The 26,215-nt window shown below is 42.2% G+C and carries 21 protein-coding genes and 2 tRNA genes; 21 read left to right on the top strand and 2 right to left on the bottom strand.

Annotated features, from left to right (window positions below; translation table 11 throughout):
- The first annotated feature begins 6 nt into the window (after positions 1-6).
- The 17 genes from IGI82_RS13455 to IGI82_RS13375 all read left to right on the top strand — a co-directional run bounded on the left by IGI82_RS13455 (position 7) and on the right by IGI82_RS13375 (position 18,512).
- A complete protein-coding gene (locus IGI82_RS13455; RefSeq protein ID WP_005228744.1) occupies positions 7-984 on the top strand; it encodes a branched-chain amino acid ABC transporter permease in 978 nt (325 codons plus the stop codon).
- Positions 965-1,741 (top strand): ABC transporter ATP-binding protein, encoded by a 777-nt coding sequence (locus IGI82_RS13450; RefSeq protein WP_008380898.1) that lies wholly within the window; start codon positions 965-967, stop codon positions 1,739-1,741. The genes IGI82_RS13455 and IGI82_RS13450 overlap by 20 nt, the downstream gene beginning before the upstream one ends.
- Complete coding sequence (locus tag IGI82_RS13445) at positions 1,741-2,442, top strand: ABC transporter ATP-binding protein (protein WP_005234392.1); 702 nt, start codon at positions 1,741-1,743, stop codon at positions 2,440-2,442. The genes IGI82_RS13450 and IGI82_RS13445 overlap by 1 nt, the downstream gene beginning before the upstream one ends.
- Positions 2,443-2,445: 3 nt before the next feature.
- Complete coding sequence (locus IGI82_RS13440; protein WP_438842332.1) at positions 2,446-3,093, top strand: CBS and ACT domain-containing protein; 648 nt, start codon at positions 2,446-2,448, stop codon at positions 3,091-3,093.
- Between the two features lie 122 nt (positions 3,094-3,215).
- Positions 3,216-3,449, top strand: a complete 234-nt coding sequence (locus IGI82_RS13435; RefSeq protein ID WP_005228752.1) for a DUF2969 domain-containing protein — start codon at positions 3,216-3,218, stop codon at positions 3,447-3,449.
- 85 nt (positions 3,450-3,534) lie between these two features.
- A tRNA-Tyr gene (locus tag IGI82_RS13430) sits at positions 3,535-3,618 on the top strand.
- 4 nt (positions 3,619-3,622) lie between these two features.
- Positions 3,623-3,694, top strand: a tRNA-Gln gene (locus tag IGI82_RS13425).
- A 152-nt stretch (positions 3,695-3,846) separates the two neighbouring features.
- Entirely contained in the window at positions 3,847-4,014 is a 168-nt protein-coding gene (locus IGI82_RS13420; protein ID WP_005228760.1) for a hypothetical protein, read from the top strand.
- A gap of 723 nt (positions 4,015-4,737) precedes the next feature.
- Complete coding sequence (locus IGI82_RS13415; RefSeq protein WP_438842331.1) at positions 4,738-6,264, top strand: carbohydrate ABC transporter substrate-binding protein; 1,527 nt, start codon at positions 4,738-4,740, stop codon at positions 6,262-6,264.
- Positions 6,265-6,353: 89 nt separating this feature from the next.
- Positions 6,354-9,368, top strand: coding sequence for an extracellular solute-binding protein (locus IGI82_RS13410; protein WP_438842330.1), 3,015 nt, complete (start codon positions 6,354-6,356; stop codon positions 9,366-9,368).
- Positions 9,352-10,287, top strand: coding sequence for a carbohydrate ABC transporter permease (locus IGI82_RS13405; RefSeq protein ID WP_115232643.1), 936 nt, complete (start codon positions 9,352-9,354; stop codon positions 10,285-10,287). Before IGI82_RS13410 ends, IGI82_RS13405 begins: the two co-directional genes overlap by 17 nt.
- 27 nt (positions 10,288-10,314) lie before the next feature.
- On the top strand, positions 10,315-11,184 hold the full coding sequence (locus IGI82_RS13400) for a carbohydrate ABC transporter permease (protein ID WP_087627828.1): 870 nt from the start codon (positions 10,315-10,317) through the stop codon (positions 11,182-11,184).
- A 1-nt stretch (position 11,185) separates the two neighbouring features.
- Positions 11,186-13,201 (top strand): hypothetical protein, encoded by a 2,016-nt coding sequence (locus tag IGI82_RS13395; protein ID WP_438842329.1) that lies wholly within the window; start codon positions 11,186-11,188, stop codon positions 13,199-13,201.
- Positions 13,198-15,453, top strand: coding sequence for a DUF5696 domain-containing protein (locus tag IGI82_RS13390; protein WP_438842328.1), 2,256 nt, complete (start codon positions 13,198-13,200; stop codon positions 15,451-15,453). The genes IGI82_RS13395 and IGI82_RS13390 overlap by 4 nt, the downstream gene beginning before the upstream one ends.
- Entirely contained in the window at positions 15,450-16,313 is an 864-nt protein-coding gene (locus IGI82_RS13385) for a carbohydrate ABC transporter permease (protein WP_438842327.1), read from the top strand. The genes IGI82_RS13390 and IGI82_RS13385 overlap by 4 nt, the downstream gene beginning before the upstream one ends.
- Before the next feature lie 37 nt (positions 16,314-16,350).
- Positions 16,351-17,274, top strand: a complete 924-nt coding sequence (locus tag IGI82_RS13380; RefSeq protein ID WP_438842326.1) for a carbohydrate ABC transporter permease — start codon at positions 16,351-16,353, stop codon at positions 17,272-17,274.
- Positions 17,275-17,483: 209 nt separating this feature from the next.
- Positions 17,484-18,512, top strand: a complete 1,029-nt coding sequence (locus IGI82_RS13375) for a LacI family DNA-binding transcriptional regulator (protein ID WP_115232638.1) — start codon at positions 17,484-17,486, stop codon at positions 18,510-18,512.
- A 136-nt stretch (positions 18,513-18,648) separates the two neighbouring features.
- On the opposite strand, the gene IGI82_RS13370 is transcribed toward IGI82_RS13375, so the two are convergent.
- The gene (locus IGI82_RS13370; RefSeq protein WP_086337982.1) at positions 18,649-19,254 is read right to left on the bottom strand and encodes a TetR/AcrR family transcriptional regulator; all 606 of its coding nucleotides are present in this window, start codon (positions 19,252-19,254) and stop codon (positions 18,649-18,651) included.
- 174 nt (positions 19,255-19,428) lie between these two features.
- Between IGI82_RS13370 and IGI82_RS13365 the strand changes: the two genes are divergently transcribed.
- Both IGI82_RS13365 and IGI82_RS13360 read left to right on the top strand, forming a co-directional pair.
- The gene (locus IGI82_RS13365; RefSeq protein WP_438842325.1) at positions 19,429-23,655 is read left to right on the top strand and encodes an acyl-CoA dehydratase activase-related protein; all 4,227 of its coding nucleotides are present in this window, start codon (positions 19,429-19,431) and stop codon (positions 23,653-23,655) included.
- A 198-nt stretch (positions 23,656-23,853) separates the two neighbouring features.
- Positions 23,854-24,561, top strand: a complete 708-nt coding sequence (locus IGI82_RS13360; protein ID WP_005228765.1) for a GntR family transcriptional regulator — start codon at positions 23,854-23,856, stop codon at positions 24,559-24,561.
- 193 nt (positions 24,562-24,754) lie between these two features.
- On the opposite strand, the gene IGI82_RS13355 is transcribed toward IGI82_RS13360, so the two are convergent.
- Positions 24,755-25,396 (bottom strand): YigZ family protein, encoded by a 642-nt coding sequence (locus tag IGI82_RS13355; protein WP_115232636.1) that lies wholly within the window; start codon positions 25,394-25,396, stop codon positions 24,755-24,757.
- Between the two features lie 110 nt (positions 25,397-25,506).
- Between IGI82_RS13355 and IGI82_RS13350 the strand changes: the two genes are divergently transcribed.
- Both IGI82_RS13350 and IGI82_RS13345 read left to right on the top strand, forming a co-directional pair.
- Complete coding sequence (locus IGI82_RS13350) at positions 25,507-25,800, top strand: DUF7662 domain-containing protein (protein WP_005228767.1); 294 nt, start codon at positions 25,507-25,509, stop codon at positions 25,798-25,800.
- 72 nt (positions 25,801-25,872) lie between these two features.
- The gene (locus IGI82_RS13345; RefSeq protein ID WP_005228768.1) at positions 25,873-26,193 is read left to right on the top strand and encodes a PTS sugar transporter subunit IIB; all 321 of its coding nucleotides are present in this window, start codon (positions 25,873-25,875) and stop codon (positions 26,191-26,193) included.
- Positions 26,194-26,215 lie beyond the last annotated feature (22 nt).

The raw sequence follows: 26,215 nt of genomic DNA, 5'->3' as shown, positions 1-26,215 counted from the left end.
GCAGAAATGAAAAAGAATTTACGTTACAACTTAATCTGGCTCGCTCTGGCAGCTATTCTTTATTTTGGATTATTTGCAGCCTACAATGGTGGAATGATTAATTTGTTCTCTGATGCGATCATCGTCAATATCGGAATCAATATCATCTTGGCAGTCAGTTTGAATCTAATCATCGGCTTTTCAGGGCAATTCTCCTTAGGACATGCTGGGTTTATGGCAATCGGTGCTTATGCTGGCGCGATCCTGTCGGCAAGCAATCCAACCTTTGGCGGCTTTTTAACTGGTTTACTAGTGGGGATGCTGGTTTCAGGTGCAGTCGCATTAGTGGTTGGGATTCCGACCCTCCGTTTAAAAGGCGACTATCTAGCGATCGCTACCCTAGGTGTGGCAGAGATCATTCGGATCTTGTTGGTGAACCTACGAGGCTTGACCAATGGTCCTGCTGGAATTTTCGGATTGCCCCAATTCAGTAATTGGCAGATCGTCTTTCTCTTTGCCGTTCTATCGATTCTTGTCGTTTCAAACTTTATCCATAGCGGACCAGGCAGAGCGACTTTAGCGATTCGGGAAGATGAGATCGCTGCAGAATCGATGGGGGTCAACACAACGAAATACAAGGTAATTGCGTTTGTGATGGGGGCAGTGATGGCAAGCATTGCTGGTACCCTTTATGCCAGCTATCAGCAGTCGGTTTTCCCACGAGATTACGGTTTTATGAAATCGATCGATGTGTTGATCATCGTCGTTTTTGGAGGGCTTGGGAGTACCACAGGAGCGGTTGTTTCGGCAGTAGTGCTAGGAATCTTAAACATGTACTTGCAAGGCTTCTCTGATTTGCGCATGATCATTTATGCATTGGCTTTGATCATCATCATGATCTTTAAACCAAGCGGACTTTTAGGGACCTGGGAATTCTCCGTAAAAGGACTGTTGGACAAATTTAGAAAAAAGGGGGATGACAACGATGCCTCTATTAGAAGTTAAAAGCTTAACGAAAAACTTCGGTGGTTTAGCTGCTGTTTCTCATGTAGACCTCCATCTAGATACCAATGAGCTGGTCGGGTTGATTGGACCAAACGGTGCCGGCAAGACAACGCTCTTTAACCTCCTGACAGGTGTGTATGAGCCTAGTGAAGGCGAAGTGCTTTTTGAGACCCAAGGTAAGCCAAAACGTTTAAATGGCGTGAAGCCTTATAAAATCGCGGATTTAGGCCTTTCAAGAACCTTCCAAAATATTCGCTTGTTTAAAAACTTGACCGTAATGGATAACGTCTTGATCGCTATGAACAGTAAGCATAAAGAAGGACTACTGACGAGCATCTTGCGTTTGCCAAAATATTACAAAAACGAAGAATCCATGAAGAAAAAAGCCTTAGAGCTGTTACGGATCTTTGATATGGATGGCAAAAGCCAAACGTTAGCGAAAAATTTGCCTTATGGCGAGCAACGCCGTTTAGAGATCGTACGCGCATTGGCTACAGAGCCAAAAATTTTGTTTCTTGACGAGCCGGCAGCGGGGATGAATCCTCAGGAAACAACAGAACTGACAAAGCTGATCTATAAGATCCAAAAAGATTTTCAATTGACGATCCTCTTGATCGAGCATGATATGAGTTTGGTCATGGAAGTGTGCGAACGGATCTATGTACTGGAATACGGGCAAGTCATCGCCCACGGTGAACCAGAAGAGATCAAAAACAATCCACGGGTAATCGAAGCCTATCTAGGAGGAGAAATCTGATGCTGGAAATTCAAAATTTAAGTGTTCACTACGGCATGATCCAAGCAGTTCATGATGTTTCCTTCCACGTCAATCAAGGAGAGATCGTTTCGCTGATTGGTGCCAATGGTGCCGGAAAAACCACGATTTTACGGACGATTTCTGGATTGATCCGTCCTTCAAAAGGCTCCGTCACTTTTGAAGGAAAGCAAATTGAGAAAGAAGCACCGCAAAAAATCGTCGCAAACGGCTTGTCGCAGGTGCCAGAAGGGCGGCACGTCTTTTCCGGTTTGACGGTTCAAGAAAACTTAGAGATGGGCGCCTTCTTGCGTAAAGACAGTGGTGTCAAAGAAGACTATGAACAAGTTTACCGCAAGTTTCCTGTATTGAAAGAACGCCTCTCGCAAGATGCGTCGACATTATCTGGCGGTGAGCAGCAGATGTTGGCAATGGGGCGGGCATTGATGTCAAAACCGCGCTTGCTTTTGCTGGATGAGCCATCGATGGGCTTGGCGCCAATTTTTATCAAAGAAATTTTTTCCATCATTCAAGAAATCAAGCAGCAAGGAACGACTGTGCTGCTGATCGAACAAAATGCGAAAATGGCTTTATCGATTGCCGATCGCGGCTATGTATTAGAAACCGGGAAAATCGTTTTAGAAGGTACTGGAGAAGAATTACTAGCAAGTGATGAAGTAAGAAAAGCGTATCTAGGAGGCTAAACAATGAGCGTAAGTGATTTTATGACGAAGACGGTCGTCACCGTCGATTCGCAGACACCGATCTTTGATGCAGTAGATTTAATGAAGCAGCACGATATCCACCGTCTGCCCGTCGTTGACGATGGTAAATTAGTAGGGTTGATCACAGAAGGAACGATCGCTGAAGCAACTCCCTCAAAAGCGACAAGCTTAAGCGTTTATGAAATGAACTATCTCTTAAATAAAACGACTGTCGCTGATATTATGTTGAAAAAAGTGACCACGATTGAACCAGATGCACTATTAGAGGACGCCATTTCCGTCATGCGTAGTGAAAACGTGGGGGTTTTACCAGTCATGGATGATGATGCCTTAGTGGGAATCATTACCAACAATGATATTTTCGATGCCTTTTTGAAAATCACTGGGTACCACGATGGTGGAACACGAGTGTCCATTGAGATCACGGATGACCATGTGGGTGTTTTAGCAGACGTGACGAAACTCCTTGCCGATCATCAAATGAGTATTTTGACGATTGTGGTAAATCGGATGGCACTAAAAACAGTTGTTGAGATCCAAGTAGAATCACGGCAAGTCGCAGCAATCGAGAAAATTTTAAGCGAAGCAGGCTATACCGTGACGAGTGCTGTCTTGACGAACCAGAAGTGATCTAAGAAAAAGTAGCTGATCGTAAAGATTGGCTACTTTTTTTATTTCCAGAAGAGATTTTCTTTTTCTTTTGCTGGTTTTCTGTTAAAATAGGAAGGTGCTGTAAAGAAAGAGGTGCAACCATGTCTAAGAAAAATAAAGATATCGAAGTACGTATTGAAGAAACAACAAAAGCCATTCATGGCAAAGACTATACCGTCAATGAATTATTCATCGGAAAAAAACGCATTGGTGAGATTTTAACAACTGGACCGAAAGAATTTCAAAGCTTTTTAGGGGATGAAGATCTAGGTTCAAGCAGAAGTTTAGAAGCTGCGATCGAGATGATTATTCGCCAATGGAATTTACATGAATAATTTCTAGAAAAATTTACTTTTTGCTCTTGCAATTTGTTATCTTTTTCGGTATTATAACTATTGTCAGGTTTGAGAAAAATCTTTTGGAGGAGTAGCGAAGTGGCTAAACGCGACGGACTGTAAATCCGTTCCTTAGGGTTCAGTGGTTCGAATCCACTCTCCTCCACCATTATTGGGGTATAGCCAAGCGGTAAGGCAACGGACTTTGACTCCGTCATGCGTTGGTTCGAATCCAGCTACCCCAGTCAGATGAATACGCAAAAAAAACAGCAAGTAGTCTTGCTGTTTTTTTTTCGTTATTTAACCATTATTTTTTTGGTTTAAGGAAGGGCTATAAGTTGAAGATTTTTTTTATTTGCGATACGCTAGTAGTAAAGTATTCGGGAGATGAAAACACATGAAATTTAAACTGAATCTAAAAGAAAAAGTAACGGAAGTTGCCGAGCATGTCTATGACGTTGTCAAAAAGGAAGACTATGCGATTCGTGTGGCTCCAAAAGGAATCAAAGTAACAAAACAGCGTAAGACAAAAGACACGATCAAATGGCGCGCAAAAAATCATTGATACGAATCACGGAAACATTTTTTTATTAAAGGATCCACCTTGAGAAGCACTTGTGCACAGCACGGTGCTTTTTTTGTTTTCTTGAAAAAATAAAAATGAAGAAATAATTATTGATAGTTTACTAATTCGTCAGCTTGTCATCACCGATCGTTTTGCATATTTTGTTATATTATTATAGGCTGTTTTTTTCTTATTGAATTTAAATAATCAAAAAATAAAATATTTTGATGTAAATTACCTTGTTTAAGGCGATAATTTATCAATTTTCGAGATAAAATAGGGAGGTTATTTGCACAAATTATAAGTTTTATATTGAGTATCTGTTATCATATGGTACTATTACTTTATAACTGAAGCGCTTACAGATGGATTTAGTATATTCGGAACCCAATAATTAGATCAAAATGAATAATAGCAGAGTGTATCTTTTCTGGTATTGCAGCGAAAATTAACAACCTAAGAATCAAAGAGAGAGTTTAAACAATGTACCACAGTGAGTAAAAAAATTATGAGAATTTTCCGATAACAATTTAAAAACGACGGCTCGTTAACATGTATCGTTTCTCAGCGTTACGATTAGAGGGTGAAGGAAAAGACTCTGGTTAAACGTTTACGTAATACGTACGTAAACGTTTAACTAAAAAAGATTGCCTAGCGCTTAAGGAAAGTTGTCCCATTTCCATTAAGAAATAAAAGATAAAATAAAATTGAGGAGTGTTTTGTATGAAAAATAGCAAAATAGTAAAGTCGGTCTGTTTGTTCTCCAGTGTATTTATTTTGGGAGCGTGTAGTAACTCGGATGATCAAGAAACCATTGGTTCTGGAAATCATGCAACACAAGGGGAAGAAGGGATTCCTGCCTGGCAAGAAGAAGAGATCGATCTGGTTTTTGCCAGCCGCTATTATGGGGAAGAAAATAGCGAAAATCCAATGTGGTTAAATATCGAGAAATTTATGGAGAAGTATCCGAACGTCAATGTTATTCGTGATGCGCAATTTGCCAATGGTGAAAATGGAAACTTTGAACAATTGGAAATGCTGAATGCCCGTGCACAAGACAATGACTTACCTGACATTTATTTTTCGCCGATGTCTGCTGAAGTTTACGATCGTGAATTTACGCTTGATTTAACCCCTTATTTAGAAGCAGATGATGAAGCGCAATGGATCTCTGAGAACGCAATGGAGTTTTTACGTACTTATGACGGAGAAGAAATCTATGGCTTGGCATGGCAGTCTGTTTCTCAATATGTGTTAGTCAATACACGGCTCCTAAGAGAAAACAACATTGCGATTCCAGACTACAACTGGAGTTATGAGGAGTACGAAAATCTTCGAAGTGAAATTGCAGTTCTAACACCAAACAGCCCAATCTTTCCAGGTGTTGTCGGATTTGGTGAAATAGGTCCAAATTACTTTGATGATATTCCCAATGGCTGGAAAGGATTCAATATTGAAACAGAACGCTGGGACTTAGCTAGTGCAACTAATTTTGGTGAATATTATGAGCGATTTGCCCGCGAGGCAATCGAAGGGTTGCATTTTTATGATCTGAGCGAAGAGGAAAGAGTAGCAAAAGTCGGCAACTTGAGTTGGGCGTTTGGTGATGGCTTGCAAGTGTTAGATAGTGGCTGGTTATGGGCGTTAAGTGGCGATGTTTCTGAATTGATCGAAACGCGGGATATGGAGATCGATATTTACCCAATGCCTACTGCTCCTCGTGGTGAAACCTATATTCCAGGTTACTATGATACCTTCAGTATCTCTAGTCAGTTAGAAGATGATCCTGTGAAGGCACAGGCGGCATTTGAGCTCTTGAAATGGTTGACTTATGGCGAGGAAGGGTTGCTGTCAAGATGGGCATTGATCGATGAATATTCAGGTCTCCCAGAAGATGCACCACTACGAGCGGAAGATCGCTTGATGGACTTTATTCAAGGATGGCCAATCACAACCAATCCAACGGTACTAGCAAATCATCCATTGGTAAAAGGCTTCGATGAAGAGAGCGGATTAGCAAACTACAATTTTGCTGCTTTTAAAGAAGAAGCATTCCAACAACAGCTTTCAAATCCAGTGGCTTACCCAAGACAGATGCCTGGATTCTCTAATGTTCAAGGGGATGTCGATCCTTGGGAAATCATGCACCAAATCAAAGATGAAGGTGTTCGCTACAGTGACATTGCAAGCGAATGGGATCGCAGAATCAATGAACAGATCGAAGAATACTTACGACAATACAATCGATGATCACTATAGTCAATACCTACCTTGTTATGGTCATTGGAACCATAACAAGGTTTCCTTGCATCAAAAAATGAGTGATAGGTTGGGATGCTATGACGAAGAAGAAAAATAGAAGGACGGTCAAAATCGCCTGGTCGATCGTAGTAACGATTGCGATTGTATTCGCAGCAGCTCTTTCTTCCCAAAACGATAGTGGAGGGGAGCAAGAAGCACAGGGGAATGAAGTAAGGGCTACTGAAGAAGTAATGGCTTTCTCCTATGAAGCGGACCACTATTATGCGATTGCGATGAGGCGAGCGAAAGAAGGGCTTGAGATTCCCCTTGAGGAAGTGACCAATCAAGCGCCAGAACGCACAGGTGGCGAATTAATTCCTCCTTCTCAGAGTAAAAACTATGAGGGACATATCACCAGTATTCAAGCTGGGGACAAAATAGTATTTGACATCAATGTGCCAGTCAGTGGTTTGTATGAAGTGTGGATGGATTATCGTGTAGATGAGCAAACATTTTTAAATCCAGAATTGTCATTGAGAATCAACGACACCAGTCAATTTAATGAGATGAATGCATTGACGTTGCCGCTACAATGGCAGCAAACAAATGATGAAGCCGCTATTCAATTTGACCGTTATGGCGATCAGCTTCAAGTACGATCAGAACTAGCTGGGGAGTGGGCGCAACAACCATTGAAAGACCCAAATCATTTTTTTGCAGAACCATTGAAGTTTGAACTTGAGCAAGGCGCGAATACCTTTTCTTTTGAGGTAAATGAAGGGGTTCTTTTACTAGGAGATATCATTATCAAGAATACGCAACAATCGATTCCCTCGTACGAAGAATATCTTGCGTTGTATGAAGGAACATCAAGTCAAAATGAACAACAATTGTTGACGATCGAGACGGAAGCGCCTTTGACAAAAAGTCGCAGAAGTATTCGTGGGCAATATCTCCGAAACCCAGCATTGAGCCCTTATGACTATCAAACTCGATTATTGAATGTATTAGATGGTGCTTCTTTTTCAGAACCCGGAGACAAGGTGACGTATCTTTTTGATGTAGAAGAGAGTGGTTTTTATCAGATCACCTTCCAGTATTTACAAAATATGAATAACGGTATGCCTGCTAGAAGACGAATCGAGTTGAATGGCGAAGTTCCATTTGAGGAAATGAGTACCTACACTTTTGATTACGCAAATAAGTGGACGCATGAAACCCTAAGTGATACTGAGGGGAACGCGTATGTTTTTTATTTAGAAGAGGGACAGCACACGATGTCTCTTACGATTGATAGCACGTTAGTAGCAGCACCCTATCATGAATTGCTTGCATTACTGGGAAAAATGGATGCCATTGGTGCAGAAGTTGTGCGCTTGACGGGTGGTTTGGTCGATCGTCAAAGAGACTGGCGGATCGAAACTTATTTTCCAGAACTCAAAGCTTCATTAGCAGAGATCCTAGAGGGATTAGAAACACAAAAAGAAGTGCTTATCGATTTATTTGGCAACGAAAAATTGCCCATTTTAACTGAATTAGCCGTGGCTATCTCAATGGTAGAGAGTTTCTATGAACAGCCTGATACTTTGCCGCATTATTTGACCCGTTTTAATCAAGGGTATTCTTCGGCATACGGAAGGATTCAATCTGTTCTGCCAACATTGATCACTAGTCCGTTATCAATGGATCGCATTTTCATCCACGATGCCAATGCGGAATTACCAAGGGAACGAGCTGGGATCTTTACTACAGCCTTTGAAGGAGTTAAGGCATTTATTTATACCTTCATCAATCCAAGATATAGGCAAGTCAATGAAACTGAGGGAGAAGCAATTGAGGTCTGGGTCAATCAATCACGATTGAACTTGGAGATCATCCAGCGACTGGTTGATGAAGAATTCACACCAAAAACAGGAATCCAAGTGAACTTATCTTTGTTACCAGATGAACAACGAATCATTTTAAATAATGCTGCAGGAAGTGTACCAGATGCTGCTCTCAGTGTCAGTCATGGGATGCCGTTTGAGCTGGGTTTGCGAGGGATCATCGAGGATCTTAGTGCATTGGAGGGATTTGACCAGCTTACTGCTGATTACAATCCGAATTCCTTTACGCAATACATCTATGATGAAGGCGTCTATGCGATTCCAGAAACGCAAACCGTCAAACTGCTATATTATCGCAAGGACCTATTGGAGATGATCGGAGAAGAGCCGCCACAAACTTGGGAAGAAATGATCAGTATCATTCCTTTGTTGCAAAGATACGATATGAATATCTATATTCCTTTAGGATCAGATAGCTCACATAAAGGTTTCGACACGACGACACCTTTTATTTATCAATACGGCGGCAGACTGTTTGATGACACAGGGAGTCAAACGGAGATTCATTTAGGCGGTGCCTATGAAGCGTTTGATTTTATGACTAGTCTATTTACGGTCTACAATATGCCCTTGACTACTGCACAATTTTATCAGAGCTTTCGGGATGGGAAAACGCCGATTGGGATCGGTGATGCGAACCTGTATGTGCAATTAAAACACGCAGCACCTGAAATCGCTGGACAATGGGGGATGATCCCAATTCCTGGTATAGAAAATGCAGAGGGAGAAATCGAGCGATGGGACCCTACCTATGGTTCTGCATCGATCATTTTTAGCGATAGTGAGAAAAAAGCAGAAAGCTGGTCATTCTTACAATGGTGGAACAGTAGCGAAACACAGGCGACGTTCTCCTATGATCTGCAGGCGACCTTGGGGCACCAATTCCTTTATCTGCCCGCTAATCTAGAAGGGTTCAAAGCAAGCGCTTGGCCGCAAGAATCAAAGCAAGTGATTTTAGACCAATGGCAATGGATTCAAACCACAGGCAGAGTTCCTGGAGATTATATTGTTGAAAGAGAGCTAAGCAATGCTTGGAACAAAGTAGTTTTAGATGGGGAAAATCCACGAATCGCCATTGATCATGCCGTCGGGATTATCGATAAAGAGTTGGAAAGAAAATTGAGGGAATTTGGGTATATCCAAGAAGATGTCTTGGTCCGACCTTTTAATGTCCCCGTATTAGAAACAATTGAAAGGTGGATACCAAGTCATGATGGGGATAACTAAATCAAGTCAAAAGACAACGAAAAAAGAGCATCGCTGGCTAGATCGTCTGTTGAATTCATCGTTTCTCTTTCTTTCGCCTTATGCACTATTATTCGGTTTACTGATTTTATTGCCTGTTTTAGTCGCTTTTATTTTATCCTTCACCTATTTCAATACCGTTCAATTTCCAGAATTTATTGGTTTTCAAAACTATATTGATTTGATCATGGGGGATACGATCTTCTTGCAAAATGCACTGATGAATACGATCTTGTATGGGGTGATCGTCGGTCCAGTAGGCTATATGTTGGCTTTTTTCCTCGCGTGGAATATCTCGCAAGTCACGCATCGGATGCGAACCATATATACGGTGATCATTTACTCGCCTTCAATTACGGGCTCTATTATGATGGGGACGGTTTGGCGCGTTTTATTCAGTGGCGATGAGACTGGCTACTTGAATCATTGGCTTTTAGAATGGGGGATCGTTCGAGAACCGATTCAGTTTTTACAGCAGCCTACGATTTTATTTGTCATTATGATTTTTATCGGGATTTGGAGTAGCATGGGAGTCGGCTTTTTAGCCATGTTAGGTGGTCTATTGAACATCGATCGTTCACTTTATGAAGCAGGAAGTATTGATGGTGTGAAAAATAGATGGCAAGAAGTTTTCTTTATTACAATTCCTTCTATGAAACCTCAAATGTTGTTTGGGGCAGTCATGGCCATCGTTGGCACGTTTAACACCGCTGGATTGGCGGCGGCTTTGAGTGGTGGAAATCCACCCCCGCAATATTCCGGTTGGTTGATCGTTGATCATGCGCAAGACTTTGGCTTTACACGGTATGAGTTAGGCTATGCGTCAGCCGTCACAGTTGTGCTATTACTTATTGTGATCCTATTTAATCGTGTCAGCTATAAGCTGTTTAGTGAAAACTAAAATTATTATCTAGAGAGTGGTGAAAAGATGTCGAGTCCCGTTAAAGTGAATCCACAACGATTTCATAAAGACCAAATGAAGATCCACGTACTTTTGATCTTCGTTTCACTGATCATGGGGTTACCAGTGATCTTTATAATTAATCATGCATTTAAACCATTTACCGAGTTATTTGCTTATCCGCCGACTTTTTTTGTTCGGCAGCCTACATTAGAAAATTTTCAGCTCTTGACCAATTTTTCCAATCAATCCGGTATCCCAATGAGCCGTTATTTGTTCAATAGTTTATTCGTAGCGTTCACGTTGATTGTCTTGACGTTGTTGATCAGCTCCTCCGCTGCCTTTGCACTATCTAAGCTGCATTTTAAAGGCAAGAAGACCTTTAACAAAATCAATACTTTGGCGCTTATGTTTGTTCCTGTTGCGGTGGCGATCCCGCGGTTTTTGATCATTGTTCAATTAGGACTTTACAATTCGATTTGGGCACACATTATTCCAATGTTAGCAATGCCTGTCGGTTTGTTTTTATTGAAGCAGTTTATTGACCAAATCCCAGATTCCTTGATTGAAGCAGCCAAAATGGATGGGGCAAGCTTTGCTCGAATTTATTGGAGTATCATCATGCCGATGATCAAGCCCGCGCTGATCACGGTTTCATTACTGACGTTTCAGTCGGTGTGGGGCAATGTAGAAGCTTCCGCTATTTTTATGGATAGTGAAGCCATCCGAACGCTTCCTTTTTACATGTCGACTCTTTCTTCACAAACTGGAAATGTTGTCGCTAGTGCAGGAGTGGAAGCGGTCGGGGGACTCATCATGTTTGTACCGAATTTGTTATTGTTTATCATTTTGCAAAATAAAGTCATGAATTCGATGGCGCATACGGGGATCAAGTGATATGAAAAAGAAGACGATGCTTATTTTATTGGCGCTGCTCTTGGCAACTTTAGTACCGGAATCAGTTCTTGCCCAAGAAGTACCATATTTCACCTTCACTACAGATAGTGAAAATTACTTTCTACGGACGCAAACGGCCTATACACCTGTAAAAGAAATCACCACCTTTGATGGGCGATCCTTTGTCGAACCTAATCATGTTTTCGTTGATCGCGAAGACAATGTGTACATTTCTGATACAGGGCTGAATCAAGTCATCATTCTTGATAAAGAACTGTCCTATCAAGGAACTTTAGCTAGCGAAGAATTGGTTGAAGTGCAAAGTACTTTCGTCACAGATGAGATTATTTACGCAGTAGATACGAGCCAAAATAAAATCTTTTTATATGACAAAGAGACGCATGAATTCTTACAAGAAATCGGTACGCCAGACGCACCCGTATTCAATGAAGGTTACCCTTTCTTACCGACGCATCTAGCGGTCGACATGCGAGGAAACCTCTATATTCGAGGCTCTGAATCAAGCAACGGCTTGATCATGCTGAATCGCGCTGGAGAGTTCGTTACCTTCTTTGGTGCCAACCCTTTAAATGTTCCACTGTTAGATCAGATTCGTTCTTTCTTTTTAACAGAAACGCAGCAACAAGCAATGGAAACTGTTTTTCCAAATATTATCGCTGATGTGAGTATCGATCAAAAAGGATTTGTTTATACGGTGACTTCTTCATTGGCAGCGGGAGCGATAAAAAAGTTTAATGTCGCAGGAACCAATTATTTTCCGGATGATCTGTTGGGGGAATTTAATATGGAAAGTATTTGGGTCGGTCAACAAGACAGCGTCTATGCCGTTTCCTCAGATGGCTGGATCTATGAATATGATGCGCAAGGACAGTTGCTCTTCGTGTTTGGAGGCAATGATGTGATCTCTAGTCGTTTCGGGATTTTAAGTCGTCCTACGAGTATCGCAGCTACCTCAGACAATGAACTGATCATCGTCGATCAAGGAGCATCTTCCTTGGTAAAGTATGAACGTACTCGTTTTACAGAAGCGGTTCATCAAGCCATGAGTAGTTATCAGCAAGGGGAATACCGAGTGAGCCAAGAGCTTTGGGCGTATACCTTGAATTATAATTCCGTTTTCGATAACGCACGGATTGGATTAGGCAATGCCTATTTACGAGAAGGTGACGCTCAGTCAGCTTACCAGGAATTTATGAGTGCTGAGTTTACCCCCGGAATATCGGCGGCTTTTTGGGAAATTCGGCAAGATTGGCTGAGTGCTAATTTAAATGCCTTGTTTGTCCTGATGATGATTGGCTTTCTCCTATGGAGCATATGGCGATTGTTAAAGAAATTTAGTCGCCGTTCTCTTTCGTTAAGTCACAAACTTCAATGGGTGAAAAAGTACAAACTTGTCGATAATTTCTTGTTTATTTTTGAGTTTCATCAAGCGATTTTTGATGGAATCTATACGATCAAACGTCGCAATCGGGTATCAGTGTTTTTCTCTATGATTCTCTTTTTTCTCTATATTGTTTTGTTTCTGAGCTATCATCAATGGACAAATGTAATTTTTGTAGCAAACAATCAATATCTATTATATGAACTAGCACTCCTCATTTTTATAGTCTTATTATGGGTAGTATCAAATTATTTGATTTGCTCGATCAATGATGGGGAAGGTACATTTATCCAAAGTGTCAATGGAACTGCTTATGCGATGACACCACTATTATTTGTTTTTCCAGTCGTTATTCTTTTGAGTAATGGTCTTACCTTAGAACAAAGTGTCTTTTTCTACCTTCCACAAGCAGTTACAGGACTTTGGATCTTATTTCTACAATTTTTTGTGATCAAAGATCTTCACAACTATGACGTAGGCGAGACGTTTTCGATCATCTTTAAAAGTATTTTTACCATGTTGATTATTGGGCTATGTGTATTTGTCCTGTACACATTAGGTAGCCAGCTTGTCAACTTTATTCTAGATGTGATAACTGAGGTGAGTGCCCGATGAATAAAAAATGGCTGACTTATATACTAATTTTACCAGTAATTGCTTTCCTAGTTGTTTGGCTGATCAGTCCGAAAGAAGAAAAGCCCAGAATCGAGCCGATAATGAACGATTTTCAGGCAGTGACAGTTAACACAGCAGCAAAAGCTTCTGAGGAAAGCTATGATGTACCGTCTGAAATTCCAGCTTCTTTTCGGTTAGTAGCTGAAAATGAGCAACTGATGTTGTATGTCGAAGAAGAGACGGCGGCTATCATCGTCTTTGACAAGGTGAACGGCGAGCAATGGACTTCCTATGACTATCAAGCAGATTATGTTGAGATGCAATATAGTCAAGAAATCGTCAATTATATCAAGTCTGGTGTTTCAATCGTTACGTATGATCGCGCAACACCAGGACGACGGACACTCATGGATTCGGGTGTCACGAAAGAATACCAGTTTCACGAGAGTGGTTTTGTTGCCAGTATTGATTTTACTTCACAAAAGATTCGTTTTGAATTGAAGGTTAGTATTCAAGGTGGCGATCTTCTTGTTCATATTCCCAAGGAAAGTGTTGAGGAGTACAATGAGCATCTCTGGCAGCCAGGAAACAATAATATTTCACTGAATCAACTGATCTTGTATCCATTTTTCGCTAGTACAGAAGGTGAAGAAACAGGTTATCTAGTTGTACCCGATGGTCCAGGGGCAATCATTCGCCTAGATGAGACCCCAAGATCTCTGGTCGGGTATTCTGCCCCTGTTTATGGCTTAGATCAGGGGTATGAAGACAATCCTCGAGGAGGCGCCTACCCGTCAAAGCCAATTGAGCTTTTGACGTTACCGATCTATGGTGTGATTAAAGAAGAGAACACCGCTGGCGTGTTAGTTATTTCTGAAAACGGAGAAAGCTATGCCACGTACAACTATCGACCCAAAAATACGGATACACATTTTTATCAATCCTATTTTACTTATACCTATCGTACCGCTTATTCACAATTTCAAAGTCGGATCAATGAAGATCAACATATCTTAGGCTTTCAAGAACTTCCCAATGATTTTGATGTCGTGCAACGCTATGTTTTCTTGCGAGAAGATGAGGCGAATTATGTTGGTCTGGCAAAAAGTTATCGAAGCTTTATTGAACAGGTTGGAGAGACCAAAGAAAAAGCGACACCTGTTCAATCGATGCCTGTGAAAGTTGATTTCTTAATGAATGAAGTAAAGCTGGGAAATTTGGGGATTGAGGAGGTAGCGCTGACAGATCATCTGCAAGCACAAGCAATCACAGAGCAATTACTAGAAAGTGGCATCGATCAGTTAACGGTCACTGCTAAATCGTTTTTACAAGATCGCTGGGCATATGGCATTGGCCCGCAAAAAGACCTAAAGAATAACCAAGACTTTCAAGCGCTGTTGGCAACCTTTGATGAGTATGAGATCGCTTTCAACTTTTATGTGGATTATACGAAATCTTATCATAATGCAAGCAATCAGCAAACGTATAAATTAAATAGGAACGATTTTCAGTTTTTTGATCCAGAAAAGGCAACCCTCAATTATATGAATAGTCCTTACTCCTATGCTTCATCATTAGAGAAGGACTTAACGACACTCGCTGAGCTTGAGGGCGTGAGTCTGGCTTTGGCTGGTTTCGATCAAAACTTGTTTACTTTTTTTGAAGACCGCCAGATCCATAGCAGCCTGGTGACGATGACAAGTGTCAAACAGTTGCTTGAGCGATTGGAGGAAGCTGAGGTAGCAGCCAATATGTATCGACCAAATGCGTATCTTTTCCCTTACCTCGATGATTATTATGATACGCCTATCTATTCTTCAGGGTTTGTTTTTATTGATGAAACGATTCCATTGTTGCAACTGATTTTAAGTGGACAAGTTGAGATGTATGCCACCTATCTGAATAGTGTTTCCCATGACCAAGATACCCTTTTGCGACTGATCGAATTTGGTGTTTATCCTGCATTCGTCTTGACGGGGGAACCAGCATACAAAATGAAAGGTACCGGTGCGAGTGCAATCACTGTTTCTGAATATGAGTATTTAGCAGAACGAATCACCTTTTATTATGAGGCAATGAACGAAGCCTTGGCAGGTGTCAGAGGAAGTGAGATGATCGGCCATCAACGCTTAGCAGAGGGGGTTGTTCAAGTAACCTATGCTAATCAAAAGACACTAACGATCAATTATAATGAAACGACCTTTGATACAGGGGAAGTCACAGTAGAAGGAAAGGGGGTCGTTGTTCGATGAAATTAACCATGCAAAAGAAAAAGAAGTTAACAGGGTTGCTTTTTGTCAGTCCTTGGATCATTGGGTTTCTGACGTTAGTCGCCTATCCGCTTAGTCGAACGATCTTCTTTAGCTTCCATAACGTCTCCTACGGGATTCGTTCAGGCTGGCGTTATAATTGGGTCGGTTGGGAGAATTATGACCGAATCTTGTTTCAAGATATTGACTTTGTGATCGCCTTGCAAGACTTTTTTGTGGCTACCTTATTTCAGGTACCTGTGATCATCGCCTTATCCGTGATTATCGCCATGCTATTGAACCAAAAAATCCGTGGTAATTGGTTCTTTCGTCTGATCTTTTTTCTACCTATTATCATCTTAAGCGGCAAACTGATGACCATGATCAGTGAGTATGGTGGAACAGGAATTGTGGCGAATCTCGTGATTCTCGATATTTTAGAACTTTTTATTCCTTCACAAGCGGTTGTTCTACTGATTGCAGAGCTATTTGAAATGATTGCGCAACTGCTATGGTATTGTGCAGTTCCAGTATTGATTTTTCTAGCATCCTTGCAAAATGTCAACCCGAGTATCTATGAAGCTGCATCGATCGACGGCGCCTCTTCTTGGGTCAGTTTTTGGAAAATCACTTTACCGATCATTTTTCCGTTGATCAATGTCGCTGTCGTGTTTATAGTCGTTTTTTTAGCAAATTTCGAAGCAAATCCAATAGTTTCCATTATATTAGAATCCACTTATGACGGGGCTAGAAGAGAAGGCTATGCATCAGCGATCGCTATATTGTACACATTGTTCCAATTTTTAATGATTGGTATTTTGTATACGATCATAAAAGAGCGCAAGAAAAGTAAGGCGGGTTAGGAACATGATGATACGACGAAGAGGAAATACCCATAGAATGAAAAAAATGATACTGGGAACGAATGTTACAAATGGTTTACTAGGGAAAATCGCCATATATGCAATCTTGATCGTGCTGAGTTTTGTCTTTATCTTTCCCTTGATCAATATGATAACGGTTGGATTGATGTCAAATTTAGATTTGGCAGATCACTCGATCGAATGGATCCCTTCAGAATTTTATTTAGAAAATTTTCGTCTGACCTGGCGAGCGTTGCGACTGCCAGGGAGTTATTTCACTACTGTGCTGGTTGCAGGGGTCTCCACCGTGTGCTTGATGCTCTCATCTTCGCTGATTGCGTATGGCTTAGCTCGCTTTCAAGTTCCCTTCAAATTTCTGATCTTTTCATTGCTTTTATTTACCTATCTAGCACCCAAAGTATTGTTTTTTATTCCGCGATACCAACTCTTTACTACGTTTGGGTTAAGTGGAAATATGGGTGCGTTGATCTTCCCAGCTCTAATGGGGCAAGGGGAACAAGCAGCTTTATTTATTTTGATCTTCTATCAATTTTTCAAAATGATACCAACGGCATTAGAAGAAGCCGCCTTTCTAGATGGTGCAGGAGCCTTTAAGACGTTTTATAAGATTGCGTTACCGATGGTGAGACCTGCATTTGTAATTGTCGGGATCTATGCTTTTGCGTTGTATTGGAATGAAACGTTGTTGACTTCTTTTTATCTTGAAGGAAATATTCAAACCACACCTATGCTACTCAATTCATTGGAGAGTCAATTTAACAATGTCGTCAATAACACAGCGACCCTAGGGGATCCGGGAACCAATCCAAATCTTAGTTATACGGAGGCAGTGGCATATTCGGGAACGATCTTGAGCATTTTTCCGTTGATATTCTTCTATGTTTTTGTTCAGAAATGGTTTGTGGAAAGTATCGACAAGTCAGGAATCACGGGAGAATAAGCGGTAATCGTAGCTCTATTTTCCTTTTTATTCTTGCTTTGACGATAGCTAGAGGACGTTTTTACTTCTTCTAACTATCGTTTTTTCTTCAATATTTGTTAGAATAGAAGAGAAAATAAATGGCTATGAATGCTAATGAGATAAAAGTAGCAAGCTTTTTCATTTGATCAGAAGCAACGGATACTAAAGCACACAAAAGGAGATTTGAGATGGCTGCGACTATAAAAGATATTGCTCGAGAGACAGGCGTTTCGATTGCCACTGTTTCGAGAGTGCTGAATAATATTGGCGGGTATAGCAAAGAAGTTGAAGAGCGAGTCCTTTCGGCAGTTAAAATGCTAGGATATCGCAAAAATGAGACTGCCATCAGTTTAGTGACCAAAACAACTAAGACGGTGGGAATCATTATGCCAAATTCTGATACTTCTTTTTATGTGAAAATTATTGAAGGAATTGAAGAAGAAGCACACGCAAGAGGATTTAGCGTGATCGTGACCCATGCAGGGATCGGGGGAGAAGGCTTCCAGAAGAGTTTGGATCTCATGGCTGAACGTAGAGTGGACGGCATTATTGTGTTTTCCATTTTTTTATCAAAGTACGATTTGGCACCAATCGAAAGCTTGAATATCCCGATTGTACTCGTCTCAAGTACGGACACAAACAACAAAATTCCTTCCATAAAAGTGGATGATTATTTGGCAGCGTATACGGCGGTTGACTATTTGATCAAACAGGGACATGCGAATATTGGGCTGGCAGGATTAAGCTATGATGATGAGAATACGAGTGTACCGAGGATCAAGGGATATATTGATGCCTTAGAGAAGAATCAGATCCCCGTTAAAGAACAATTTATTGAGTATGGGTACTTTGGTTTTCAATCTGGGCGACGAGCAATGAGTGCGTATTTGGAAAGAAAAGAACCGATTACAGCGGTCTTTTGTGCAAGTGATGAAACAGCATTGGGAATCATCTCCATTTGTTACGAAAACCATATCGTCGTACCAGATGATCTTTCAGTCGTTGGTTATGATAATTCCCGTATTGCCGCAATGGTCAGTCCGCCACTGACTACCATTTCACAGCCCTTTCATCAGATGGGAAAACGGGCTTGTTTGAAACTGCTTAATTGTGTACTTAATGGGAAAACGATCACCTCTGAGATCATCCCTTTCGAATTGATCGAACGTAAATCAGTAAAAAAGAACCATGAAAAATTGCAAGAAACCCGTCCCTGAGAGCAGACGATCAGGGCGGGTTTTTCTGTGGAGGAAGAAAAAACCATGTGTATGTTATCTAGGGAAGATTTAATGCTTTTTACACGGGGGATATAGTCAGTGAAGGGAATGGTGATGGGTAACTTTTCTTTAGCAGTTATTCCTCAATTTCAATCCCCAAGACAGTTAGGTGACCGTTTGCCACTAGTTTGATGACGAGTTTTGCTAAATGGTCGGCGTGCATCGTTGTTTCTGCCGTTAGCCACCAATGCAGCGTGCCAACAAATATCGAGGTCATATAATCAATGATGAAGTCTAAGGGCACTTCAAGATCGCCTTCTGTGATCTTCAAGGTTGAAAAGATCTCTTGATACCGTTCCGTTAAAATCAGCCCCAGTTTTTTACGAATGATCTCAATGGCAGAGGCATCCATGATCGTCAAATAAAAAGAGCGATTCTTTTGAATGTGTATAAAAAGTTCGGTCATGGCCGCTTCGATTTTTCGGATCTTGATTCGATTGCCTTGAACGAAATCTTCAAAGTCAAGGATCGAGGTAAAAGATTCGACGGCCAAGTCAAATATTTTTTCATACAAGTCTTGCTTGTCTTTGTAATGGGCGTAGAAGGTCGCGCGGTTGATCATGGCTTCGTCTGCGATATTTTGGACAGTCACTTGCTCGAAGCCTTTTTCTTCAACTAAGCGAATAAAGGCTTCAATAATGTACTTATTGGTTCGTTTGACACGTAAATCCAATTTTTTCATATTGTGAATTTCCTTTCAAAATAAACGACAAAAAACGTCTAATTGTTGTTTATCCCACACCTTCGTTGGAATTGTTTGTTGAATTATCAATTAAAAGAATTACAATGAACATAAGTATTATAACAAACGGCTTGTTAGATAATCAACAAAGTGTTGTTTAGATGGAGGCAACAAATGAAAAAATATAAGGCGGGCATCGATGTCGGTTCAACAACGGTCAAGATGGTTCTGTTAGATGAACGCAATCAAACGTGTTTTTCAAGGTATGAACGACACTATGCAGACATCCAAAAGGCAGCGGAAAAAATTATTAAAGAAGCGCAAGCAGTAATCCAAGATCAGCCAGTTGCGCTGGCGATTACCGGATCAGGCGGAATGGGGCTGGCAGAAGTTTTGCGGATCCCTTTTGTCCAAGAGGTCATCGCTTGTACCAAAACAGTCGAGACAGTGATCCCAGAAACGGATGTGGCGATCGAATTAGGCGGTGAAGATGCGAAGATCACCTTTTTTGAAGGTGCGTTGGAGCAGCGGATGAATGGCAGTTGTGCCGGTGGGACCGGTGCGTTTATTGATCAGATGGCGGTTTTATTGAAAACGGATGCCAATGGGTTCAATGAGCTAGCCAAGGGATACCAAACCCTTTATCCGATTGCCTCACGCTGCGGGGTCTTTGCCAAAACTGATGTGCAGCCGCTGATCAATGAAGGAGCGGCAAAAGCGGACATTGCTGCGAGTATTTTTCAAGCGGTGGTCAATCAAACGATTGCTGGCTTAGCTGCTGGTCGTAAAATCAAAGGCAAGGTAGCCTTCTTAGGCGGTCCACTGACGTTTATGTCGGAATTGCGTCAACGATTTATCGATACGTTGAACCTGCAAGAAGCAGATATCATTTTTCCCGAGAATCCAGAACTGTTTGTGGCGATGGGGGCTGCACTGTATGCAGAAGAAGCGCAGCAGCTTTCTGTACTATGCGACCGCTTAGCCAATGAAGAAGACGGCACACTTGCGCCAACAGATACGCTAGATCCTTTATTCAAAGACGAAGCAGAACTGGCTGCTTTTCGTGCCCGCCATGCCCAAGCGGTTGCTGCAGAAAAACCTTTGTCGGAGCATAAAGGTGCTGCTTATTTGGGTATCGATGCTGGATCAACGACAACGAAAGTCGTCTTGATCAATGATGCAGGGGATTTGTTGTTTTCTTTTTATGGCAACAATGAAGGCGAGCCGTTAGCGACAACGATGGCGGTTTTACAAGAGCTTTATCGTCAGATGCCTTCTGACGTTTACATCGCAAAGTCAACGATCACAGGGTACGGTGAGCATCTGATCAAACATGCACTGAAGGTCGATATCGGTGAAGTCGAAACGATGGCCCATTACAAAGCTGCTGAACATTTCCAGCCAGGGGTTGATTTTATCTTGGACATTGGTGGGCAAGACATGAAGGCGATGACAGTCAAAGACGGTGCACTTTCTTCGATTCAGCTAAATGAAGCCTGTTCGTCAGGATGCGGCTCGTTCATTGAGACTTTTGCCAAATCTATGAATCAGGATGTCAAAGAATTTGCGCTGGCAGCGACAAAAGCCCAAGCGCCGGTTGACCTGGGTTCGCGTTGTACCGTCTTTATGAACTCAAAAGTCAAACAGGTCCAAAAAGAAGGAGCCTCTGTTGGCGACATTTCGGCTGGCTTGTCTTACTCGGTCATAAAGAATGCTATCTATAAAGTGATCAAGGTTCGGCGCCCCGAAGATCTTGGCGAGAAAATCGTCTGCCAAGGAGGGACTTTCTATAATGAAGCGGTTCTGCGCGCCTTTGAATTGATCAGCGGCCGTGAAGTCGTACGACCATCGATCGCTGGCTTGATGGGCGCTTATGGGGCGGCGTTGATCGCGTTAGAAGAAGCGGCGATCGACGATGTCAGTACGTTGTTGTCTCCTGCAGAAATGGCCGATTTTCAAGCAGAAAAAGAATTTACAAATTGCGGTCTTTGCGAAAACAATTGTTTATTAACCGTGACCTTCTTTTCGGATGGTCGAAAGTTCATTACGGGGAATCGCTGCGAACGTGGTGCGCGGATCAAAATCAAAAAAGAAGACCGCAAAGTCAATCTCGTGGATGAAAAATACCGCCGCTTGTTCAAGTACCGTTCTTTGCGTAAAAAAGATGCCCTCCATGGGGAAATCGGCTTACCAAGAGTGTTGAATCTTTATGAAAATTATCCGCTATGGCATACCTTTTTCACCCAGTTAGGGTTTCGGGTAACCTTGTCGCCGCGTTCTAATAAAGAACTATATGAGCAAGGGATCGAAACGATTCCTAGCGATACCGTTTGTTACCCAGCCAAACTAGCCCATGGACACATCCAAGCACTGATCGATCAAAACATACCGTTGATCTTTTATCCAGGAGTCATTTTTGAGCGAGTAGAGAACACTGCCGCTGAAAATCATTTTAACTGTCCAATCGTACAAAGCTATCCAGAAGTGATTCGTAACAACGTCGATGCGATTCGTGAAGGGGCGGTTGACTACCGCTGTCCATTTTTAAATCTGGCAGATGAAGCCTCAATGGTCAAAACCTTAATGGGGACGTTTCAAGATTTTGGTTTTTCTGAAGACGAAATTGCCCAAGCGCTGCGCAGCGGCTTCGAGGAACTAGATCAGTTCAAAGCAGATATTGCGCAACGGGGAGAAGAAACGCTGCGAATGCTGATGACGACCAACCAAAAAGGGATCGTTTTATCTGGAAGACCGTATCATTTGGACCCTGAAATCAACCATGGGATAGCGGAAGTCATTACCCAAGAAGGCTTTCATGTACTGACCGAGGACAGTATTGCTCATTTAGCAAATGTCGGCGATCTGCGGGTCGTGGATCAATGGGTCTATCATTCACGGTTGTATGCGGCTGCACGAGTGGTGGCGAAAAACAAGCAGTTGGAATTGGTTCAATTAAACTCCTTCGGCTGCGGGATCGATGCAGTGACCACCGATCAAGTCGAAGAGATCATGGCGCAATATGGCAAGCTGTATACGGTGTTGAAAATCGATGAGGGTGCAAACCTTGGGGCGATTCGGATTCGGTTGCGTTCCTTGAAAGCAGCAGTCAACGAACGGGATAAACAGCACTTTGTTCCTAAAAAGCAATACGAGGAACCAGCAAAGATTATTTTTACCAAAGAAATGCGCAAGCAGCACACGCTCTTATTGCCGATGTTGAGTCCCATCCACCAAAGCGGATTAGTAGATGTCGCTTTGCAGGCTTCCGGGTATCAAGTGGTCTGTCTGCCCAGTGAAGATCGAGAAGCAGTCAATGTCGGTTTGCGCTTTGTCAATAACGATGCCTGCTACCCGGCCATCATTTCCATTGGACAGCTGGTAGAAGCGTTACAAAGCGGGGAATATGACGTCGAAAACACCAGCGTATTGATGACCCAGACGGGCGGTGGGTGTCGCGCAACGAACTATATTCCCTTGTTACGTAAAGCATTGAACGATGCAGGATTTCCGCAAGTACCGGTGGTATCTATTTCGATGGGGAATACTGGTGTTGAATCAAATCCGGGCTTTCGCTTTACCTTGCCGATGATGAAACGCTTGGCGGTGGCATTTTTATACGGGGATCTCTTTGAACGAGTCGTTTATCGCACCCGTCCATATGAGCAAGAAGCAGGGGCTGTCGATCGGCTCCACCAAGAATGGCTGGAAAAAATTGCCAAAAATGTCCGCAATGGCTCCTTCAGCCTCTTTAATCGCAATATGAAGAAAATCATTCAAGACTTTGATCAAGTGCCGATAAGAGATATCAAGAAGCCGCGTGTCGGTGTCGTGGGAGAGATTTTAGTGAAGTATTCACCGACTGCCAATAATGATGTCGTTCGCCTGTTAGAAGCAGAAGGAGCGGAAGCGGTCGTACCAGATATTGTCGGCTTCATGAATTATTCCCTCTACAATCAAATTTGGCGCTACGAGCATTTGGGGATGGCGAAGAAAAGCAAAATGATCGCTGATTTTGCGATCATGGCGATTGAACGGCTCCAAAAACCAATGGATAAAGCGCTGCGGGCGTCAACGCGCTTTGAGGGCATTCATTCGATCCATCAGCTTGCCGAGCAAGCGAGCGAGATTGTTTCCATCGGCAATCATACGGGAGAAGGCTGGTTCTTGACCGGTGAGATGATCGATCTGTTGGAAAATAATGTCAACAATATCATTTGTCTGCAACCATTTGGCTGTCTGCCCAATCATGTGGTAGGAAAAGGTGTTATGAAAGAATTACGTCGTCAATACCCACAGGCGAACATTGCAGCGATTGATTACGATCCAGGTGTCTCGATCGTCAATCAATTGAATCGCATTCGCTTGCTCATGGCAACTGCCAATAAAGCGTTGGCTGAATAAATTCTCAAGCCAGCGACCGAACCAATTTAAAAGCAAAGAGACTGCTCTTGTTTGGACAATTTGTGATAACTTCTTTTTCTGCCTATAAAATGGGGAAAGAATTCGCACAAATGGAGAAAAACAGAGCAGTTTTTGCTTTTTTTATTAGCTATTTAGGTATATACCAGTTATAATAGGAGGGGAACGGAGGAATGTGTAGTGGTGGAAAAATTACCTGTTTATATCCAGATTCATGATCAAATCAAAGCCAATATCGAAAACAATACATACAAAATCGGGGATCGTCTGCCTTCAGAACGGGAGTTGTCAAAACAATTCGGCGTGAGTCGCATGACGTTGCGGCAAGCGATCCAAACCTTAGCGGATGAGGGGATTCTTGAGCGCAAAATCGGTTCTGGCACTTATGTGGCTCGCCAAAAAGTACAAGAGAAAATGACGGGCACGACGAGTTTTACCGAAATTATGAATTCTCTTGGTCGTAAGCCTTCCAGCAAAGCGGTCGCTTATTTCTTGACGGCACCTAGCTCCAGTGAGATGGAAAAGCTGCAATTAGAAGGACACGAAACGATTTTACGGATGGAGCGGATTCGGTATGCGGATGATGTGCCGATCTGTTTTGAAGTAGCGAGTATCCCTGAAAAGTTTATTCATGACTTTAGCAAGGAGGAGATCATCTCTTCCCTCTATAAAGTGTTGGAAGAAAAAGGACAGCGGAAAATTGGCGGCGCTTCGCAAACGATCTCAGCTATGGTCGCTTCCGAGCAAATTGCTGATTACTTACAAATCAAACGCGGCGATGCGATTTTACGTATGCGGCAAATCACTTCATTTGAAGATGGACAACCATTTGAATATGTGCGCACCCAATATGTCGGCAATCGTTTCGAATTTTATATGGAAAAATAAGCTGCCTGAGACGGCTGGAAACAAAAAAGACGCGAAAAAGCCGAAAGGACACTGCGAGCATACGTGCTGTTGCTCCGCATCGGTCAATTCGGTTTTTCAACGATTGGGCGTTTCTGCATTTGCTGCAGCAAGCGACATTAGAGTCCGTGCTTTGAGGAAAAGAGCAAACCTGACAGGTGCATGTCCTGCATAGTTACTCGGTTGGCTCCTCGATGAGGCGCTCTACATATTCGGTCTTGCCTTTGTTTAGCTGCACTTGCCCTTGCAGCAAATCAATCAAAGCGGCTTCTTGGTCGGTAAGCGTTGCTTCGGGAATCATTAAGGTAACAACGATTTTCTCGGTATAAGCAATCTCTTTTACGTAGATGTTCTGCAGTTCTAAATAGTTTTGCAGCTTACCTAAAAGGGGATAATCAATGGTCAATGCAAGCTCTTGATGCAAAACGCCTTCGACGATTCCCACCGCCTTGATGCCAGCGGAAGCTGAACTGGAATAAGCGCGGATCAATCCGCCAGCGCCAAGTTTCGTTCCACCGAAGTAGCGGGTAACGACAGCGACCATATTGATCAAGTCATTTTTCTTCAATACTTCTAAAATCGGTACTCCAGCGGTGCCGCTAGGTTCACCATCATCACTGCTGCGTTGGATCTCATGGTTTTCACCCAATACATAGGCGCTGCAATGATGATTCGCCTTCCAATGTTCTTTTTTGAGGGCTTGTATAAACGCTTTGGCTTCATCTTCTGATTGGATTCGTTTTAACGAACAGATGAAACGCGATTTTTTAATTTCTATTTCCGTTTCTCCATCTTGTCGGATCGTTCGATAAGTCACGCGTACGATCGCCTCCTTTATGTTTCTAGTATAGGCAATCGGAAGGAAAGTTACAAATAGAAGAAAGAAAAAGGCACCAACACAGACCTGAAAAAGAGGAGGCAGTTGCTTTGGGTAGACGCAAAAAGTACGATACGATCACGCACTATTTAAAAAACAACGGCGGTTCACAAATTACGTTAACCTTTACCCAGTTTGATGAATTTCTTTTCCCAGCATCCGGTTTGCCCAAAAGTGCCCGCACGAGTACGGATTGGTGGGCAAATGATTACCGACATCCTGAAAACGGGGCCTATGCGTGGCTGAATGCCGGCTATGAGGTAGTCCTCGTCAATTTAAAAAAAGAGTATGTCGTTTTTAACCGTTTAGTAAAATCAAACTGGCTGCTGGATAGAAAGCGTTGACAAATTTCAAACTTGTTCTATACTAGAGATAGGAAATGTTATCTTATTCTTAAAATTCAAGGAGTGTTCGATATGGCGAAAAAAACAATTATGTTAGTTTGTTCTGCAGGAATGAGTACAAGCTTATTAGTAACAAAAATGCAAAAAGCAGCTGAAGCAAAAGGATTAGAAGCAGATATTTTTGCAGTTTCCGCTTCAGAAGCAGATCAACATTTAGAAAGCAAAGACGTAAATGTTTTATTATTAGGACCACAAGTTCGTTTCATGAAAGGCGATTTTGAGAAACGTCTAGCGCCAAAAGGAATTCCTTTAGAAGTAATCAACATGGCAGATTACGGCATGATGAACGGCGAAAAAGTCTTAGATCAAGCTTTGACATTGATCGGCGAATAAGCAAGACCTGCTGTTGAAGCAA

Origin of the sequence: Enterococcus sp. AZ067, from assembly GCF_051715005.1 — a bacterium.
Lineage (GTDB): Bacteria > Bacillota > Bacilli > Lactobacillales > Enterococcaceae > Enterococcus_D > Enterococcus_D casseliflavus.
Note: the sequence above shows the minus strand (reverse complement) of the source record. Positions and strands in the feature narration are given on the sequence as shown.

Coding starts and splice junctions, on each gene's coding strand:
- IGI82_RS13455 (WP_005228744.1), top strand. CDS start 7: ATGAAAAAGAATTTACGTTACAACTTAATCTGGCTCGCTCTGGCAGCT.
- IGI82_RS13450 (WP_008380898.1), top strand. CDS start 965: ATGCCTCTATTAGAAGTTAAAAGCTTAACGAAAAACTTCGGTGGTTTA.
- IGI82_RS13445 (WP_005234392.1), top strand. CDS start 1,741: ATGCTGGAAATTCAAAATTTAAGTGTTCACTACGGCATGATCCAAGCA.
- IGI82_RS13440 (WP_438842332.1), top strand. CDS start 2,446: ATGAGCGTAAGTGATTTTATGACGAAGACGGTCGTCACCGTCGATTCG.
- IGI82_RS13435 (WP_005228752.1), top strand. CDS start 3,216: ATGTCTAAGAAAAATAAAGATATCGAAGTACGTATTGAAGAAACAACA.
- IGI82_RS13420 (WP_005228760.1), top strand. CDS start 3,847: ATGAAATTTAAACTGAATCTAAAAGAAAAAGTAACGGAAGTTGCCGAG.
- IGI82_RS13415 (WP_438842331.1), top strand. CDS start 4,738: ATGAAAAATAGCAAAATAGTAAAGTCGGTCTGTTTGTTCTCCAGTGTA.
- IGI82_RS13410 (WP_438842330.1), top strand. CDS start 6,354: ATGACGAAGAAGAAAAATAGAAGGACGGTCAAAATCGCCTGGTCGATC.
- IGI82_RS13405 (WP_115232643.1), top strand. CDS start 9,352: ATGATGGGGATAACTAAATCAAGTCAAAAGACAACGAAAAAAGAGCAT.
- IGI82_RS13400 (WP_087627828.1), top strand. CDS start 10,315: ATGTCGAGTCCCGTTAAAGTGAATCCACAACGATTTCATAAAGACCAA.
- IGI82_RS13395 (WP_438842329.1), top strand. CDS start 11,186: ATGAAAAAGAAGACGATGCTTATTTTATTGGCGCTGCTCTTGGCAACT.
- IGI82_RS13390 (WP_438842328.1), top strand. CDS start 13,198: ATGAATAAAAAATGGCTGACTTATATACTAATTTTACCAGTAATTGCT.
- IGI82_RS13385 (WP_438842327.1), top strand. CDS start 15,450: ATGAAATTAACCATGCAAAAGAAAAAGAAGTTAACAGGGTTGCTTTTT.
- IGI82_RS13380 (WP_438842326.1), top strand. CDS start 16,351: ATGAAAAAAATGATACTGGGAACGAATGTTACAAATGGTTTACTAGGG.
- IGI82_RS13375 (WP_115232638.1), top strand. CDS start 17,484: ATGGCTGCGACTATAAAAGATATTGCTCGAGAGACAGGCGTTTCGATT.
- IGI82_RS13370 (WP_086337982.1), bottom strand. CDS start 19,254: ATGAAAAAATTGGATTTACGTGTCAAACGAACCAATAAGTACATTATT.
- IGI82_RS13365 (WP_438842325.1), top strand. CDS start 19,429: ATGAAAAAATATAAGGCGGGCATCGATGTCGGTTCAACAACGGTCAAG.
- IGI82_RS13345 (WP_005228768.1), top strand. CDS start 25,873: ATGGCGAAAAAAACAATTATGTTAGTTTGTTCTGCAGGAATGAGTACA.